Origin of the sequence: Rhizobium rhizogenes NBRC 13257, assembly GCF_000696095.1 — a bacterium.
GTDB lineage: Bacteria > Pseudomonadota > Alphaproteobacteria > Rhizobiales > Rhizobiaceae > Rhizobium > Rhizobium rhizogenes.
The window spans coordinates 222,751-242,340 of the sequence record NZ_BAYX01000006.1 but is presented as its reverse complement, the minus strand read 5'-3'; the positions used below and the strand labels follow the sequence as shown (position 1 = coordinate 242,340).

At 63.9% G+C, this 19,590-nt stretch carries 4 protein-coding genes; 1 reads left to right on the top strand and 3 read right to left on the bottom strand.

The window, feature by feature from the left end; translation table 11 throughout:
• Positions 1 to 78: 78 nt before the first annotated feature.
• The 3 genes from RRH01S_RS15280 to RRH01S_RS15270 form a co-directional block, all read right to left on the bottom strand.
• A complete protein-coding gene (locus tag RRH01S_RS15280) occupies positions 79 to 1,353 on the bottom strand; it encodes a tetracycline resistance MFS efflux pump (RefSeq protein WP_042472611.1) in 1,275 nt (424 codons plus the stop codon).
• Positions 1,353 to 13,838 (bottom strand): hybrid non-ribosomal peptide synthetase/type I polyketide synthase, encoded by a 12,486-nt coding sequence (locus RRH01S_RS15275; RefSeq protein WP_042472608.1) that lies wholly within the window; start codon positions 13,836 to 13,838, stop codon positions 1,353 to 1,355. Before RRH01S_RS15275 ends, RRH01S_RS15280 begins: the two co-directional genes overlap by 1 nt.
• A gap of 109 nt (positions 13,839 to 13,947) precedes the next feature.
• The gene (locus RRH01S_RS15270) at positions 13,948 to 18,285 is read right to left on the bottom strand and encodes a non-ribosomal peptide synthetase (RefSeq protein ID WP_042472603.1); all 4,338 of its coding nucleotides are present in this window, start codon (positions 18,283 to 18,285) and stop codon (positions 13,948 to 13,950) included.
• A 223-nt stretch (positions 18,286 to 18,508) separates the two neighbouring features.
• On the opposite strand from RRH01S_RS15270, the gene gntB reads away from it, so the two are divergent.
• Positions 18,509 to 19,519, top strand: a complete 1,011-nt coding sequence (gene gntB, locus RRH01S_RS15265) for a guanitoxin biosynthesis L-arginine gamma (S) hydroxylase (protein ID WP_042472600.1) — start codon at positions 18,509 to 18,511, stop codon at positions 19,517 to 19,519.
• The last annotated feature ends 71 nt before the right edge of the window (positions 19,520 to 19,590 follow it).

Here is a 19,590-nt window from a genome sequence, read left to right as displayed (position 1 = left end):
GGGGCGGTCGCGCCTGGAGCGGAACGCAAGCATTTTTTGGTGAAATCCGATGCCGAGGAATTTTTATTAGGTAGCCGGCTAATCATTTGTGTGCCAAAGACTGCCAATTGCCAGCGCATACATCGCAACGCCAATCACGAAAGGCCACCCGACCGTCGCCGGATCGCCCGTTCCTCCCCCCGCAACGGTCAAGGCGTAGGAACCAAGCAAAGGCGCAATCGCGCCGACGAGGCTCAGCATCGATGTGAGGCCGCCTTGCAGTTCGCCGTGATGACGTTCGGTGGCACAACGCGACAACTCGCTTCGCATCGCCGGCTCCGCGACTAGACCCAACGCCTGCGCCGCGATCCCGGCACAAGTGAGCCATGGCGACGACGCAGCGAAATAGCAAAGATACGCGACACTGCAACATCCGTATCCGATCGAAATGATCCATCGGTTTGAAAAATGGGCCGTCAGGCGGCGGACCAGATAGCGCTGCGACAATGCCATGCCGAGCGCCAAGGCGGCGAGCGCCCAGGACGCATCAACGACGTTCCAGCCATAGCGCACCTGGTTGGCCAGCACGAAACAACTCTGAAACACGCCATATGCGAACCATGTGCAGATGGCAGCGAGCAGATAGGGACGCATCGAGCCGTTACGAAACAGCGCGTACAAACTGCCGATCGGATTCGCTCTCCGCCATTCGAACGGCCGACGGTTTTCCTGCCGCAAGCTTTCGGGAAGATAGAACCAACCATACAGCAGATTGAGTGCTGCGAGCGCACCGGCAACGATGAACGGCAGGTGCGGATTGATCGACGCGAGCCAGCCGCCCGCCACCGGTCCGACAACGAGCCCGACGGCGATCACGCTCCCCACGCTTCCATAGAGATGCGTACGGCGCTCGCCGTCGCTGACGTCTGCGATATAGGCCATCACCGTCGCGATGTTTGCCGCCGACGCGCCACCGAGCGCGCGGCCGATCAGCAGCGATACCAGCCCGCCGGCAAGCGCGACCATCCAGTTGCTGGCCGCCATGCCCGCCAATGCGACAAGCAGGACCACGCGGCGCCCGTACCGGTCGCTCAACGCGCCGAGCATCGGCGCGAAAAGGAACTGCGTCGCCGAGTACGACGCGATCGCCGCTCCCAGCACGAGCGACACCCGCTGCGCGGGCACCGTCGCAAACTCGGCGATCAGCGTCGGCAACACAGGCATCGCCAGCCCCATGCCGAGCACGTCGAGCGCGAGGATCCACAGGATGAACCCCACCGGCAGCGCGCGATCTCGACCGGCGGCATACAAAGCCGCGCCTTCGGAGCATACAGGCGCGCCGCCCGCGTCGGTAAGGTTCGGTTTGGTGCCCATCAGTCGAACTCCACCAGGCGCCGTTTCAGCGTGCGCGCGATCTCGCCCGCATACTCCGCCGACAGGCAGGTGAAGTGGTCGCCCGGCACGTCGTGGCAATCGACCGGCGCGGCGCTGAAGTCCTCCCATCCCCAGGCCGGCGTCTGCCGGATTTCCGGTAGATTGATGCCCGCGGGCATAGAGTCAATGGCGCGGAAAAGCAGCAGCGACGAACGCAGCGGAACCTTCGGCGGATCGTAGTTCATCCCGAACGCTGCCGCAGCCTTGTAGACGTTGAAGATACCGCGGATGCTGCCCTCGTCCGCGCGCGCGTCGATCAACCCGAGCGATTGCAGCTCATCCTTCAGGTAGCGGATCCGCTCCTCATGTTCTAGCTTTTCGAGCCGATCGAGCGTTTCGCGTGTCACCTCGACCGGCTTGCCGGAGTAGCGCCCGAAGATACTCAGCAGCGAACCGACCACCTGCGCATCACTTGGCGTCGCTAAGCGCAAGTAGGGCGGCGCTGCGGAATCGAACAGCGCAAGCAGGCCGGGGGCCTCACCGTTCGCCTCGAGCCGGCGTACCATCTCGAGCGCGACCTTGCCACCGAGCGAGTGCCCACCCAGCAAATACGGCCCTTCCGGCTGGACCGAACGGATGCAACGGATGTAGAGCTCCGCCATCTCCTCGACGCTGCCATGCGGCTCGGCATTGCCGTCCAGCCCGAGGCATTGCAGGCCGTAGAACGGGCGTTCGCTGCCCATCGCCTTCGCAAGCGCCAGCACCTGGTTCACGTTCCCCCCCATGCCAGGCAGGCAGAAGAACGGCCGGCCTCCGCCCACGCGCTGCACCGGAACGAGGCAGTAGCGCATGCCGTCATCCGGCGCATCGCCGGTTTCCTCGACGGTACCCAGCGAAGCCGCCATCCGTTCGATCGTCGGCTCGTCGAGAAACTCGGCAAGCGTCAGGCACTCAGGGAAGCGTTCCCGGACACGGGAGATCAACTGTGCACCAAGCAGCGAATGACCACCGAGATCGAAGAAGTCATCCTGGACGCCAGGTAGCTCGCCGCCCAGCAACTCGCGCCACAGCTCTGCCAATTGCCGCTCGAGCGCGTTGCGCGGCGCGACATGCTCGGCCGTTGTCGCAGATGATGCAACACCGCGCGGCCCGGCTCTGTCAGGCTCGTTCGCAAGCGACCGGATCAACGTTTCGATATCCTGCGCCTTGTGCACGACGATTTGCGCGTCGGCATGCGCGAGCGCAATGTCGAACAGTCGGCAGCCCTCGGCGTTGAGCAAGCCGCTGGTCGCGTCGATCGGCGCCTGGTTCGGATGCGCGCGGTCGTATGCGACGCGCATGCCGACCTCGGCCCATGCGTCCCAATTCACCGCGACCACCGGCAATCCCTCGCGGCGCGCCGCCTGTGCCGAGGCGTCGACATAGGCGTTTGCAGCCGCGTAATCCGCCTGGCCAAGGCCGCCGAGGACGGCGGCGAGCGATGAGCACAGCAGGATAAAATCGGGCTGCTCGTCGCGCAGCGCATCGATCAGCACATCCGTGCCGATCGTCTTCGGCGCGAGCACGCGGGTCCATGCGTCAGACTCGGCGAGCTGAATGAGCCCGCTCGCCTCGACGCCCGCCGCGTGGATCGCGCCGTCGATCCGGCCGCAATGGCTCTTTATATCGGCAAGTGCCGCCGCGAACGCATCGCGGTCGCCGCAATCCGCTTGAACGACGGTCACGACCGCGCCAAGTGCGCTGAGCGCGGCGATCGATGCTTCGGCACTCGGGTGCGATGCTCCCGAACGCGACACGAGAAACAGGCAAGGCGCTGTGGCGGATATCGCGACATGCGTAGCGAGCGCGAGGCCGATCCCGCCGAGGCCGCCGGTGATTACATATGCACCACCGTCTACGAAACGTGGCGCGGTTGCAAATGCGGGCAATGAGCGGAAATATGGCTCGTAGAACGCACCGTCGCGCACCGCGACGGTCGGCGCGAGCGGTGAATGGTTGTGGTGATCGTGCCGGGCAAGCGCGTTACGAAGCGCAGCTTGATCGGCACTCCCCGCCCCCACCGGCAGATCGATATGGCGGCAGCGCAGGTTTGGAAACTCCCACATCGCGGCTCGCACCGCACCGAGCAGCACCGCCTGTGCCGCTCGTGGTTGCTCGTCGGCGAGCACCGCGCAGGCGCCGGCCGTGACGAGCGTCAAGACCGTGCCATGCGGCGCCTTCGGCGCGGCGGCCCGCAACAGCCGCATCAGATCGCCGAACAGCGCATTTGCCGGATGTCCCGCGCCATGCGGAACGCTGTCGCCGACGATGTAGACGATGTGCGTCGGCTGTGCAGCGGCTTCGAGTTGCACAGCGTATCCGTCGGTGTCGCCGATCCATAGGCTGCCCGGCGGCACGGCCGTCGCGATCGACGTGGGGTCGGTGGTTCCCCGTGCAACGATTGTCCACGGCCCTTCCGGCATCGGTTCGCCCCGCGGAGGCAACGCCGGCCGCCACGCCGGCCGCGTGCACCAGCTGGTCGGATCGGTGCGATCCGCGGTGTCGGGTGCAGCACGCTCGTCGCGCAATGTGAAGCCCTCGATCTCGACTAGGGCCAGCCCGACTTCACCGGCATCGTCCACCGCGAACAGCGTCACGTCATAGACGTTCTCGCGCACGCGGCGTGCGTGGCTAAAGAGCTCTGCCGTCAGCGGCGCATGGATCTTGAGCTTGCCATAGTGGAACGGCAACCGCGCGCCACGATTTTCCATCGCCGACAGGAAGCCGGTCGCCATATCGAGCAACGCGGGATGAAGCGGAAAAGCCCCGATATCCGCCACGAAATCCGAGGCAAGCGAAAGATGCGCGACACCTTCGTCCTCTGCAAGCCAGAGCGAGCGGAAGCAGTGCCAGCGCGGGCCGAACAGCCCGAGCCGCTCATCGAGCGACTGGCGTGCCGACGCGTTCGCGAGCGTGTCCGCACGATCCGCGCGAACGCGCTCAAACGCGGATGACACTGCGGGCGAATGCTCGTGTGCGGTGATCCTCCCCTGCGCGTGGATCGTCAGCTGGCCATTATCGCCATCAAGTGCGGATGCGAGCACGAATTCCTGCGCGCCGTCCTCATCACTCCGGAAGGTGACACGGACGATCTGGACGCTGCTGTCGTCGTCAAGCACGAGCGGCGCCGGAAAATATACGTCGCTGAACTCAATCCGCGAACCGTGGCCCATTCGTTCGAACGCGCCGCGCACCAGTTCCAGGCAGCCAGTGCCCGGCAGCACCGGCTTGCCGTCGAAGACGCGATGCTCGTCGACAAGCCACAGCGTCGGCGACAGCGCGAGCTCGTACTCCCAGCGCTGCCCGCTCAGCTGCCGCCAATGGCGATATACCGCAGGCCTCGCCCGCAGCTCCGCGCCCTCCGCATCGATCCAATGCCGGTCGCGTGCGAACGGATAAGTGGGCAGCGGCACCCGCCGGCCGTTCTCGTCCCCACTCGCGCTCTGCCAGTCGAGCGCAGCTCCGAGACGCCAAAGGGCCGCGATCATGTTTGCAAACGTCTGCGCATCGTCCGCACGATCGCGCGGATGACGGCCGCAGCCAGTCGTCGTATATGCATCAGGATCGGACTGAAGTGCGTTTCGCAATGCCTGCCCGGGACCGACCTCGACCAGGATCGGCGCATCCAATTCGTCGAGCAGCATCGCGATGCCGTCCGCAAAGCGTACGGTATCGCGCAGATGCGAAGCCCAGTAAGCAGCATGGTTCGCCTGATCGAGCGATAGCCAGATACCGCTGCGGTTCGACACGATAGGAACCGTGCCGGCATGCACCGGAATTGCCGCAATAGCGACCTCGAGCTGTTGCGCCGCGTCCTCCATCATCCGCGAATGAAACGCATGCGATGTCTTCAGCGGATGGCTCTGCACGCCGGCTTCAGCCAGCGCGAGCTGCAACCGTGCAATCGCGTCGATGCTGCCCGCAAGCACGCATTGGCGGCTGCCATTGACGGCCGCGAGCTCGACGTCGGTGCCTAGCCAGCGTTCGCACGCTTGTTCATCGAGAGTAACCGCCAGCATCGCGCCGCGTCCGGCGCGCTGCATCAGCCGGCCGCGTTCGACGACGATCGCCAGCGCATCCTTCGGCGTGTAGATGCCGGAGACACAAGCGGCGACCAGTTCACCGAGACTATGTCCGATCAGCGCTTTCGGTCGAACGCCGCGCGCTTGCAGCAGCATCGAGCAGGCGTATTCGACCGCGAACAGGGCCGGCTGCGCAACCGCCGTCTCGCGGAGCGCGGCGGCAGCCTCGGCCTCGCGCGCCGGATCAGGATACAGATAGCCGAGGATGTCCGGGCCACCTTGCGCGGTAAGCAGTGCCGCGCATTCGCGCAGCACATCACGGAACACCGGCTCTCTTTCGTAAAGCCCCCTCAGCATGCCAACATGCTGTGAGCCTTGCCCCGGAAACATGAAGACGACCGGACGGTCCTGACTGGACTCGCGGGTTGGCACGGCGAGCGGTGCCTCGAGCGCGGCAATTGCCTGTTCGCGCGTCTGGCACACAAGCACATCCCGGAAAGGGAAGCGCGTGCGACCGGCACCCAAGGTGAATGCGATATCCGGCAGATGCGCGCTCGTCGCACGCAGATGGTCGGCGAGCCGGCGGCGCGTACGCCGCAGCGCTTCAGGCGACCGCGCCGATAGCGGCAGCACATGCCAGCCCTCGTCATTCGGCTCGCGCGGCAACGGCTCGGGCGGCTGCTCGACGATAATGTGTGCGTTGGTGCCGCCGATCCCGAACGAGCTGATGCCGGCGCGGCGCGGCCATGGCGACGCGGGCCACGGCTGCCGCTCGGTGTTGACGTAGAACGGGCTGCCCTCAAGATCAATTTCAGGATTCGGCTGCGAGAAGTTCAGGCTCGGCGGCAGCACATCGTGTTCGACCGCAAGCACCGCCTTGACGAAGCCGGCGATACCGGCGGCGGCGTCAAGATGGCCGATATTGCTTTTCACCGAACCCAGCGCGCAGCGGCGGCCCTCAGGCCATGGCGCGGCGCCTGCGTAGGCTGTCGCGAGCGCGCGAAACTCGACGGGATCGCCGAGCCGTGTGCCGGTGCCGTGCGCCTCGACGTAGCCGATCGATTCCGCCGGCAGGCCGGAGCGCTCAAGCGCCGTGGCAATGACCTCGGCCTGCCCGGTGACGCTCGGCGCGGTGTAGCTGACCTTGGCCGATCCGTCATTGTTGATCGCCGAGCCACGAATGACCGCGTGCACATGGTCGCCGTCCTCGATCGCCTTTGCGAGCGGCTTGAGCATGACGACCGCGCAGCCGCTGCCGCCCGTCGTGCCGCTGGCATCCGCGTCGAACGGCCGGCAAAGGCCGTCGCTCGAAATGATGCTGCCCTGCATCGGCCGATAGCCATAATACTCGGCTTCGATCGACACGCCACCGACAAGCGCCATCTCGCACTCGCCCGCAAGCAGGCTCGTACATGCATTATGCACGGCCACCAGCGACGACGAGCACGCGGTCTCGATCGTCACCGCCGGACCGGACAGGTCGAGTTTGTAGGCGGTGCGTGTCGCCAGGAAATCACGGCCGTTGCCAAGCAGCCACTGGATGTTTTCGAGCTTCAGCTCTCGGCGGCGCGGATAGACGTGGTCGAGCAGATAATGGCTCGTGCTTGCGCTCGCGAACACGCCGACCCGCCGCCCGCCAGCACCGCCGCCATAGCCGGCCGCTTCCGCTGCCGCCCAGGCGCATTCGAGAAAGAGCCGCTGCTGCGGGTCCATCAGCGCCGCCTCGCGTGCCGAGTAGCCAAAGAATTCGGCGTCGAACTTGTCGACGTCCTCAAGCCGATTGCCAAGCTTTACGAAGTCCGATTGCGCGAGCTTCGCAGGATCCGCGCCATATTCGGCAAGCAGCTCATCGCTATAGTGCAGCGTGGATTCGATGCCTTCAACCAGATTGTCCCAGAACGCCTGCAGATCGGGCGCGCCGGAAAAGCGCCCGGCCATGCCGACCACTGCGATAGCGCCATCGGCGACGGGCGCTGGTAGAGGTGCCGGCATATCGACGGGCCGGTCGTCGTCCACAACGTCGACTTGAAGTCGCTTGAGATGTGCGACAAGCCCGCTCAGCGTCGGGTGCTCGAACAGATCCGTCATCGCGACCCGCGTGGAGAATGCATCCTCAAGGTGTTTGCGCATCTCGACGATACGCAGCGAATGTCCGCCGAGATCGAAGAAGTTGCTGTCCGGCTCGATGTCGTCCCGCTCAAGCACCTGCTGCCAGATCGCCTTCACGCGCGCCTGCAGCCTCTTGCCACTCGATGGGGCGCGAACAAGTGGCGTGGCCGCTGCAACGACCTCCGGCTCGACGACTGCCGGTTCACTGGCAATCGGCTCGTCAACCCTGGTCGCCAGCGCCTTGCGATCGACCTTGCCGGTCCGGCCCAGCGGCAACTCGGGCAGCTTCACCAGCCGTTCCGGCACCATATGCGCGGGCAGCTGCCGCGCGAGCAACACGCGTACCACATCCTCCGCTGGCTCACCGACGTAATAACCGATGAGAACCCGGTGGCCGCGCGCGTCGAGCGGCGTGACGATAACCGCCTGCTCGATACCGGGCAACGAGTTGAAGCGCGCCTCGATCTCGCCGGGCTCGACACGGAAGCCGCGGATCTTCACCTGCGAGTCGGCGCGCCCGACATAGGCGAGGCTACCGTTCGGCTGCCGGATCACATAGTCGCCGGTTCTATAGAACAATGCGCCCGGTTCAGACGAGAACGGGTCCGACAAGAAGCTACACGCGGTCACTTCATCAAGGTTCAGATAGCCCGCCCCGACCCCGTCGCCGCCGATGTAGAGCTCACCCGGCACGCCAGAGGGTACCGGATTCCGGTAGCGGTCGAGCACATAGAAGGTAACGTTCGCCATCGGCCGCAACACCAGTGCGCCGCGCGCGTCCCAATAGTCGGTCGCCGATGCGTAGATTGTCGTCTCGGTCGGTCCGTAGCCATTGATGAAGCGCCGGCCCATCGCCCACATGTGCGCGACGTTCAGCGGGCAGGCTTCGCCCGCGGCCACGATCACCGCCAGATCCGGCAAATCGCGATAGGGCAAAAGCCTGAGTGCGGTCGGCGTGATCTGCAGGTGCGTGATGCGCGCCGTGCGCAGCAGGTCGAGCAGTTCGGGGCCGGGCAGCAATTGCCCGGTGTGTGCGAAGACCAGCGTTGCGCCGCTGACAAGGACCGGAAAGACCTCGCCGCACACGCCGTCGAACACCGGCGAAAAATACTGCAGCTGCCGCGCGCCGGCGTGATGCCCGACGCACTCGACAAATGCGTTGGCCGTATTGTGCAGATTGTGCTGCGTGATCATCGCGCCCTTCGGCCGGCCGGTCGAACCGGAGGTGTAGAGCACATAGGCCAGGTCCTCAGGCTCGCGCACGCAGCGCGGCGGCGGCGCCGGCGTATCGTCGTCGAACTCGTCGGCAAGCAGCGTTGCAAGCCCGAGCGGCTCGCAACGTTCCGCGAGGCCGCGGTGCGCGATGATGAGCCTCACACCCGCGTCGCTGATGGTGTAACCGAGTGTGCCCTCCATCGAATCCTCGGGATTGAGTGGCACAAACGCGCACCGCGCCTTCAACGCACCGAGCATACCCGCCACCAGATATGGATGGCGCCCGGTGAACAGGCCGACGCGCGTGCCCGGTGTCGTGCCGCGCGCAATCAGCTCGTTGGCAAGACGGTTCGCCAGCCGATCCAGTTGTGCATAACTCCAATGCCGGCCGTCGAACTCGAGCGCAACGGCGTCTGGCGCCAACGCCACACGCGCTTCGAATTGTGCGATGACGTCCCTCGTATCCCTGTAATCGCGCCGCGTTTCGTTGCTGACACGCGTCAGAGCGTCATATTCATCCGCCGACAAAATCCCGACGCTAGCAACCGTCTGGTCGGCGTCGGCAAGCAGGTTTTGTAATAACTCCCGGAAGTGCCGAGCGAGCCCTTCGACCAGCGAGCGATCGTAGCGCGATGTCCGGTATTTGAAGCCGCCGCCAAGCGGCACCCCGTCGATCGCCCGCAGCTCCAGCATCAGGTCAAGCTTGACATCGCTCGACGCCAATCCGATCTCCTCGACGACGACGCCCGGCATATCGAGCGCGACAGACGGCCCGCTTTGCACGACGAGCCCTATCTGGAAGAATGGGTGCCGGCCCGGCATGCGCTCCGGGTTCAGCACTTCGACCAAATGGTCTAGCGGCACCATCTGCGCGGCCTCGGCATCAAGCACCGCACGCCGGCTCGCAGCAATCACATTGGCGAGCGATTGATGCCCTTCGACGCGCAGCCGCGCCGGCAGCAGGTTGACGAAGAAGCCGAGCAGCGCCTCGCTGTCGACATGATCCCGACCAGCGAATGGCATGCCAATGACGACATCGTCCTGACCGGTATAGCGATGCAGCAGGATCGAGAACGCGGCATGCGCGACCATCGTCGGCGTGCAGTTCAGGCGCTGGCAGAGCCGTCCCAATTGCGCGGAATACGCCTCCGGCAACGCGAACGGCACGTAACCGCCGGCAGGGCCGTCTGTCGCGAGCACGCTTGCACGCTCCGGCAGTGGCAGCGCAGGCAGTAGATCGCTCAGGCGTTCCCGCCATGCATTTACGTGCTCGGTGAAGGCCGGCGTTTCGGTCTGCACACGCTGCCAGGCCGCGTAGTCCTGGTACTGCAGTGCAGGTTTAGCCGCTGCCGATACGCTGCCGGCAGCCGGGCGATAGCCGGCCGCAAGTTCCCGCCGCATCAACGCGCTGGACCAGCCGTCATAGGCGATGTGATGCAGCACGACGCACAGAACATGTTCGTCATCGGCAATGCGAAACAAAGTCGCGCGGATCGGCCACTCACGATCCAGCGCGAACGGCCGCTGCACGTCGCGCGCGAGCCGTTCGGTCAGCTGCGAGCGGTCGATATGCTCAACGTCGAGCGTGACATACGCCGGCGGATCGACCTCCGCCAACGGTTCCTTGCGCGTGACGCCGGCAGCGTCGGTGAATGTCTGCACGGCTGCCGTAAACCGGGTGCGCAGCACCTCGTGGCGCTCGATCACGCGGTTCAACGCGGCTTCGAGCGCCGGCAGATCCAACGCGCCGCGCAAGCGAAAAATCTCCGGCATGTTGTACGCCGATATCGGCTCCGATTGCTGCGCGAACCATAGCCGCTTCTGCGCAAACGACAGGCGCTGACGCTCGATCCCCTCAGCGCGCATAATCGGCTCCGGCACGTCCGCCGCAGCCAGCCCTCGCGTCAGTGTCATCATTTCCTGCATCACGCGTTCGGCGAGTTGCGCGATAGTCGGCCGCTCGAACAGGTCTGCCACCTTCAGCTTGACGCCGAACGCACTGTGGATGCGCGCGAGAGCCTGTGTGACGAGCAGCGAATGACCTCCCCGTTCGAAGAAGTTGTCGTGCACGCCGACCCGCTCCGTTTGGAGCAGAGCTTCCCAGTCCTTCGCGAGTCGCGCCTCGAGCGGGTTCTGCGGTGCCGTATATGAGCGCGCGGTTGCCGCCCAGTCCGGATCGGGCAGGCGCTTACGATCGATCTTGCTGTTTGCCGACAACGGCAATGCTGGCAGCACGACGATCACGCGCGGCACCATATGTGCCGGCAGACGCGTGCGCAGATAGTCGAGCAGCGCCTCTGCGCTTGCACTTGTGCCAGCGTAACCGACCAGTTCGAGATCGTCGCCGGGCGCCTGCCGCGTGACGACAGCGCATTCACGCACGGCCGGGTGGTCGGCGAGCACGCTTTCGATCTCGCCCAGTTCGATCCGGAAGCCGCGCACCTTGACCTGGTTGTCGAGCCGGCCGAGAAATTCGATCGTTCCATCGGCAAGATGCCGGCACAAATCGCCGGTGCGGTAGAAACGCCGGCCGCCCGGATCGGACACGAAGCCTCCGTCCGCGCCGAATGAACCGGTCGGGAAGCGCTCTCCACTCAGCTCCGGCCTGTTCAGGTAGCCGGTCGCCACGGCGCCACCGCCAATCATGAGTTCGCCGGGCACGCCGAGAGGCACCAGGTTCAGCGCGCCGTCGACCACATACATTGCGGTATTCGGCAGCGGCGTGCCGATCGGCAAGCTACGCTCGAGCTCATAAGAGTCGTCACACGGCTCGAAGGTTGCACTTTCGCAGGTGGCTTCGGTGACGCCGTAGACGCTCAGCAGGCGCGTCTGCGGTGAGCACAGCGAGCGCAGCTTCCGGTATTCGTGCACAAACCACACGTCTGCGCCGCAGGTGATGGTACGCGGGCCATTCAGGCGTTTGCCGGTGCGTTCGAGATACTGGATCATCAGACGCACGACCGCAGGCACGAACTCCATGATCGTCGCGCGCTCACGCTCGATCAAAGCGTACAGCGCCTCCGGATCGGTCAGGTTGTCGCGCGGGCACATGATCAACCGCCCGCCGCCGCCAAGCCCGCGTATCACGTCGCTCATGAACACATCGAACGTGTGGGTCGCCATCTGCAATACGGCGGTGACGCCGACTTCGCTGCGGCCATAAACTGCCTCGAACGCATGGAACAGCGATATCCAGCTGCCGTGCGACACTTCCACGCCCTTCGGCTGGCCGGTAGAGCCGGAGGTGAAGATTATGTATGCGATGTCCTCCGCCTCGGTTTGCGTACCACCCCAGTCCGGGTTGGGGGACAGCACCTCTGCGTCCCGACCAAGATCCTCGATTGCAACGAGAGGATAGCCGAGCGCCGCACCGTCCTCCAGGCGGGCGACGAGTAGTGCGGCTGGGTTGACATCATCGATGAGCACCGCGTGGCGCGCATCGCTCGGTGATACTGGCACGAATGCCGCGCCGACCTTGTGGATCGCCAGCAGAGCGACAATGACATCCGGACCGTAATGCTGGAACACGACGACGCGGTCGCCACGGCGCACGCCGCAATCGAACAGCCCCGCGGCGAGCGCGTTTGCGCGCGCATCGACATACGCATAGGTCTGACGCGCGTCGGAATAGACCAGCGCCACGGCATCGTCAGCGCACGCGGCAACCGCCTCGAAAGCGCGGTGAAACGGCACGAACGCCGTGTCTGGATCATGCGCGCCGTCGTTTGCTATCGTCAGCATCGTTGCGGCAGCGTCCGGCGACAGCAGCGAGAACCCGTCGATCCGAGTATCCGGCTCGGCTGCGAAACGCTGCAGAATATGCACGAGACCGTCGCCCATGCGTTGCACGATCGCGTCGTCGAGCAAGTCGCTGTCATATTCGAATACGCCGTTCATCCCATCGTCGACGAGCTGTAGCGTCAGGCTGAGGTCATATTTTGCGCTACACGAGTCGAGCGTATAAAAATGCGTATCGAGGGCGGCGCCGAACGACGCCGTGAAGCCTTCGGCGGCCAGGTCGAACTGAACCTGGAATATCGGGGCATGGCTGAGCGAGCGGGGCGGCTGAACGGCTTCGATGATCCTCTCGAACGGCACGTATGAATGCTGCAGCATCTCAAGCACGGCGACGCGGACGCGATCGAGCAGATCGGCGAAGGACGGTGCGCCGGATAGGTCGATGCGGTTCGGCAGGGTGTTGACGAAATAGCCGATGGCGTCCTCGCAATCGAGATCGTAGCGATTGGAGATCGGTGATCCGATCACCACGTCGTTCTCATGCGTGAACCGCTGAATGAGCACGGCGAAGGCCGTCAGCCCAACCATGTACAGCGACACGCTGCGCGCGCTCGCGATGCGCCTCAGTTTGTCGACCACATCGGAAGGCACGGCGAAGGCAACGCGCCGGCCCTTGAATTGTCGTGTGGCTGGACGCGGATGATTGAGCGGCAACGGCAGCACGGACGGCGCTCCCGACAGGCGCTGCTGCCAGTACTCGACACCTATCGCCAGATCCTCATCGAGCGCGGCGCCATCCGAATAAAGCCCCTCATCGACCGGTGACGCGTCGGGTTCATCGCCTTGCACGAGCGTCGCATAGGCGCTGGCAAGCTCGTTCAGGAAGACCTGTACGGAGCGGCCGTCAAAGACGATGTGGTGAACGATCACGATCAGCAGATGATCATCATCGGCGACGCGAACGAGCGTTGTACGGATCGGTGCGGCGCGTTCGAGATCGAACACATGACGAGCCTCGGCGTTTTGCAGATCGGTGATGCGTGCTTCCGCATCCGGGTCGCCCGACAGGTCCACTTGGTTCAGCGTGACGGTCTCTTCGCTCAACTGCGCGGATGGCTGCCCGTCGGCACCTGGGAAGCGATAGCGGAGCGCCGGATGCCGTTGCTGCACGACATCAAGTGCGCGCGCCAGCGCGTCGGGATCGAGAAGGCCGGAGAAGCGCAGCACGAATGGAACATTGTACGTGACCCCGCCGCGCTCGAGCTGGTTCAGGAACCAAAGGCTCTGCTGAGCGGTAGACAAACCAGTCGAAGCTGCCGGGTCGGACTGATTGGGCGAAGCGATCAAATATAGGGAATCCATGTGTTGCTCCATGTGGAATGGGCGCGCATGCCGCGTGCCACGGTAATTCGGGACAGGAGGGAGGCGCGGACCGGTCGCTGCAGGACCGGTCCGCGCGGCGGGGCAGCACTCAGAGATGCGCGACGTCGTGGCCATCTGTGATAGCTTCGGCGAACGACGCGACCGTCGGGTAGCGGAACAACATATCGAGCGGCAAACGACGGCCCAGCGTCTTACTCAGCCGTGACATGATCCGCATGCCGGCAAGCGAATGTCCGCCGATCGCGAAGAAGTCCTGATGCCGCTCGACCTTGTCGAGCTTGAGGACGTCCGCCCAGACCGGTGCGATCAGCCCCTCCAGGGAACCGGCCGCGATGTCCGGCACATCGGCGGAAATGGCGGCCAGCTGCGGTGTGGGTTCGGACAGCGCGCGCTTGTTCGGCTTGTCGCTGGATGTCGTCGGGCTCGGTTCGATCGAGTGGCCGCGCACCGGCGAAGTATGGTCAGGCAACAATTGCCGCGATACCTCTCCACCGCTTTTTATAGCCTCGGCGAATGATGCGACTGTCGGATAGCGGAACAGCATGTCGAGCGGCAGGCGACGGCCTAGCGTCTTGCTCAATCGTGACATGATCCGCATGCCGGCAAGCGAATGTCCGCCGATCGCGAAGAAATCCTGATGTCGCTCGACCTTGTCGAGCTTCAGGACATCCGCCCAGATCGGCGTGATCAGTCTCTCGAGAGAAACGGCTTCAGTATCCGGCTCGTCGACGAAAACGGGGTTCGGCTGCGCAGCGAGCTCGAGCAGTGCGCGCTTGTTCAGCTTGCCGCTTGGCGTCGTCGGAAGCCGCTCGATCGAGTAGACGTTCAGGGGTACCATGTAATCGGGCAATGCCTGCCGCAATGCGTCGCGGATCGCCGACCCCGAAAGGGTTACGCCGCGCACCGGGGCAACGAAGGCGACGAGCTGCTTGTCCACGCCCTGTGCACGCACGATCACCGCGCAGTGCGCGACACCTTCGAGCCCTCGGATTGCCTGTTCGATCTCGCCCGTCTCGATGCGGAAACCACGGATCTTGATCTGGCTGTCGCGGCGCCCGAGGAACTCGACCTGACCGTCAGTCGTCCAACGTCCAACATCGCCGGAACGGAACAGCGTGTGCTCGGACAGCCATGGCAGCCGCACAAAGCGCTCCTTGCTCAGTTCAGGGCGTTTCAAGTATTCGCCGGTCACGCCGCCACCGACGTAAAGTTCGCCCGGCACGCCTTCTGACGCCAGATTGCCGAATACATCGACCACGTAGAGATCGCGATGCGCGATCGGGCGGCCGATGAGGGCACGGCCGCTCACCTCCTCCGCCGCGTCGAGCGTGTAGGCGGTGGTGAACACTGTCCCCTCGGTCGGTCCGTAGGCAATAGTCAGCTGGCGGCCGCCAGCCGCGAAGAACGCACGCATGGCATCGGCGGACACCACGTCGCCGCCGGTCAGCACGCGCCGCGCACCCGCCAGCACCTCCGGATGCTGCTCCACCATCCCCTGGAACAGCGCCGATGTCAGCCACAGGATGCTTACCTGCTGCGTGGCAAGCGTATCGCCCAGTTCCTCGAGGCTCGCGAGTGCGCCGGGCTGGACGACGAGTTGCGCGCCATTCAGCAGTGCACCCCAAATCTCGAAGGTGGATGCGTCGAACGCAAGCGGCGCGAACACTAGCAACCGGTCATCCTGACCGATCTTCAGGTAGTCGGTGTTGGTCACCAGGTTGATCACCGCGCGATGATCACTCGCAGTGGCCTTTGGCTCGCCGGTGGAGCCTGATGTGAACATGTAGTAGCACCGCGCGTCGGTATCGACGCGCGGTCGGCTCGCGGGCCGGACGCCGGCCAAGGATTCAACCAATGTGCCGTCAATGCGATGCACGGCGATGTGATCGGCGAATGCCGGCGCTGAGGCATCGACGAGCACATGCGCGACGTCTGCCTCGCGCAGCTGCCAGTCGCGGCGTGCATCGGGCAGCGTGGCGTCGATGGACAGGTAGCAGCCGCCAGCCTTCAGGATGCCAAGCAGCGCCGCAATAAGCCATGGTGAGCGTGGCATGCACACCGCAACGGCTTCGCCGGGCTGCACGCCGTTACTCAGTAGCCGCTCCGCGATTTCGTTCGCTCTCGCGTCGAGCTCCGCATAGGTCCAGACGCACACGCCGCTGCGCACGGCGACGGAATCGGGCTGTATCGCCACCCAACTCTCGAAAATTTCATGCAGCGTCGACTGCTGGCACAGCGGACGCACGCCTTCGCTGATCGCGCGGAGGCGGTTGTCGTCGAGCGCGGCACCCGCCTGTTGGAGCGTCGTGTCCAACGACGCTGCGGCGGCATCGAGCATCCTCGAGAAGTCTTCCACCAGCAGTTTCACGGCATGTTTCGAGAACAGATTCGATGCGTAGCGGACACTCAGCACCGGGTCGTCACCCTCTGTTCGTACGATCATCTCGATGCGGGCACGACCGGCAGCGGATATGCCCTCCACGTCGTTTGCGACGCCGAACGCCGATTGCAGCAGTGACGCGGCCGACCGCCCCGAGCTTTGCTGCCACGCATCGATTACGGCGGACAACACGTCCGGCGAGCGAGCGTAGTGCTCGCATGCGCGCCGGCACAGCTCCTCCGCCGTACGGAACGTGACTGCGAACGAGGCCGTTGGATCCACATGCACAGCAACCGGCAGGAGCGTCTTTAGTGCCTGGACGTCGTTGTCGGCGACAAGACCGGCCAGCACGTCGAGATTGCCCGAAAAGCGCGCGAGCGACGTTGCGTGCAGGGCGAATAGTGCTACGGCGGGTGTGATACCGACGGTCTCGCACGACTGGCGCAGACGCTCAAGCGGTTCACGGGCAAGCGCGACATCAAGCCGGTCGAAGCGAAGCTCGGTGCCGACGAGTGCGCCAAGTTGGTCGGGAACCAGTTCGCCGGCGTCGGTCTCGATTTGCGCCGCCCAGAACGCACCATCGTCGTCCTCGGCAGAAGCACGCTCATTGGTCGCCTCTGCGGCCGAGCTTGCATGCACGACATCCTTAAGATGCGTCTCAGGATTGGCGAGCCACGCATTGGCGAACGCAAAAAACTCGTCCATCAGCGAGACGACACCCGTCTCGTTCGTCGACGACGTCGAGTATTCGAGCAGGAACCGACCACCCGCTTCCGGCCGCGCTTCGTCGTCGAAAACGACGATCACGTTGAGGTCGAACTTCGCCGATCCGTTGCTGAGGCCTTCGACGATATCGACGTCGAGCCCGTCGAATTCAAGCTGACGGGTCATCGAATTATGGAAGCTGAACCCGACCTGGATATAGGGCAGCAGGTTCGCCACACGCGCGGGCTTGAGGTCGGCCACCATGCTCGAGAACGGCACATGCGAATAGGCGCATGCCGTGCGGATCTCATCCTTCACACGCTCGAGCAGCGTCGGCCAGCGCGTGTCACCTTGCAGCTCGACGCGCAGCGGCAACATGTTCACCAGCATTCCGATCGTGTTCTGAATGCCATGAATGTCGCGGTTCGCAACCGCCGTGCCGACGATCTGCCGCGTGTTGCCGGACCGCGTTCCGACGACGGAGGCAAACAGCGAGAACATCGTTTCGAACAGCGTCGCCTTGTTTACCGATGCATAGTGCTTCAACCGGCTGGCAAGTTCGGCGGGGAATGGAACGGACACCGAGCTCCCGACGAAATCGAGCCCAGTGACACGCGCCTGCGCTTGCGGAAACGGCGAATGGCCGTGCGCAGACCAGTCGGTAAGACGACGCCGCCAGAACTCGCGGCCGACGCGTCCGGCAGACGAATCGAGCCATGCGCGCTCCCAGTTGCAGTAGTCGATGAACTGGATCGCGGGCTCCAGCGCCGCAAGTTCGGGACGGCCGCGTTCCTCGTTGTAGAAGTGACTCAGCTCGCCCAGGAACAGGCGGAATGACCAGCCGTCGTGAATGAGGTGGTGTTCGATGTGCAGCAGCGAATGGTCATGATCCCCATGTTTGAACAGCACCCAGCGCATCAGCGGCAGCGTTCCAACGTCAATCTTCTGTGCGGTCTCCATCCGGATCAGGGACGCGGCATAGGCATCGCGCATCGAGTCCGCCGTTTTCGACAGGTCGACGACGGGGAGCGTCACCTGCCACGCATCCTCGATCCGCTGCTGCGGCTCGCCGCCGTGGTCGACAAACACCGTTGACAGACTTTGATGCCGCTCCACGAGCCGCCCGAGGGCACGCTCGAGCGCGCCGATGTCGAGTTCGCCATGCAGGTTCAGCACGGCCTGGAAATTATAGGCGATGCTGTCCGGGACAAGCATTTCCAGAAACCACGCCTGCTCCTGCGACATCGACAACCGCGCCTCGGTACCTGTCGGGTACGTGCGTCCGGCTGCGTTGCTCAGTTGGTCGAAAGCATCGGCGCTTTCATCGACAAGATAGCTCATGAAGCACTCCTTATTCATCGGGCTGACGAGATTGCGGAATTGGTATTCGGCGCGAGCACAGGCTCGCAGCGAAGCGCAATGATTGGCCGTGGAAGGAAGACATCGGAGCGGCTACTCGCACAATCCGGGAAAAATCCCGCAGGAAACTTCCCGGACGATGAAGAAAAACCGATTTGTTAGCTTGCGAGCCACTTTAACGCGAAGTGTAAGCAAGGAGCTTGCCATGGAGAAAGAAGCGAAGGAAACACTGAATAAATTCAGGTTCAGCAGTGCGATAAAGGCCGATCTAAAACTTCTTTACGCGAATAACGACTGGCATTGGCTGCTCGGATGGACGGCCGATATCCTGGTCATCGCCGTCGCGGTCGGCCTTTTCAAGCTTTCCCCTTACGCCTATCCGCTGACTATTCTGCTCATCGGCTCACGGCAGCGTGCGTTTGCTTCCCTGTTGCATGAGGCGGCCCACATGACGCTCGCGCGCAATCGCCGGCTCAGCCGCTTCATCGGCCAATACTTGACCGGCCTGCCGGTGTTTCAGGACTTCGATTCATACCATCATTCACACGTCAAGATGCATCACCATTATCTTGGCGACCCGCACAAGGATCCGGACTACATCTACTACATAGAATCCGGCCTGCAGCGCGCGGAGGACCGGTTTGAATTCGTCTTCAAGCACCTTCTCAAAACCGTATTCCTGCTCAAGGTCATCAGCTATCTGAATTACCTTGTTCGCCATCGTCTGGCGGCACTGCTCGGCTCACCCATCGGCGCACTCAAGCTGCTCTCCGTTCATGCCATCATTTTCGCCATTTTCTTCGCGGCGGCGGGTCCAAGCGGATATGTCCTGTTCTGGCTAGTTCCCTATTTGACGACATTTCAGATCATTGGCTGGCTTTCCGAGGTGTCCGAGCATTTCGGCCTGTTGGGCAAGGAAGACGACGAACTCCTGGTAACGCGCAATCGCTTTCCCGCCTGGTGGGAACGGGCGTTCATCGGTATGCATGGTGACAATCTGCACCTCACGCATCACCTGCTCCCCGGCATACCCTACTGGAACCTGCAGAAAGCCCACCGGATCCTGATGCGCGACGAACGCTACGCGGTCGCCAACGGGCAAACCGGTGGTATTATTTCGCGCGGTAAGTATCCCCGTTCCGTCATGCGGCAGATTCTCGATGGCTATCGTGCGCAGCGATCGACCGCCCACAGCGCAGTTCGATCTGCGGCATGACGATTGGCGCGCGGCGAGCCATCGAAGCTCGCCGCGCCGGTTTGAAGGGCCGCACGTTCGTGTTCGAAAGG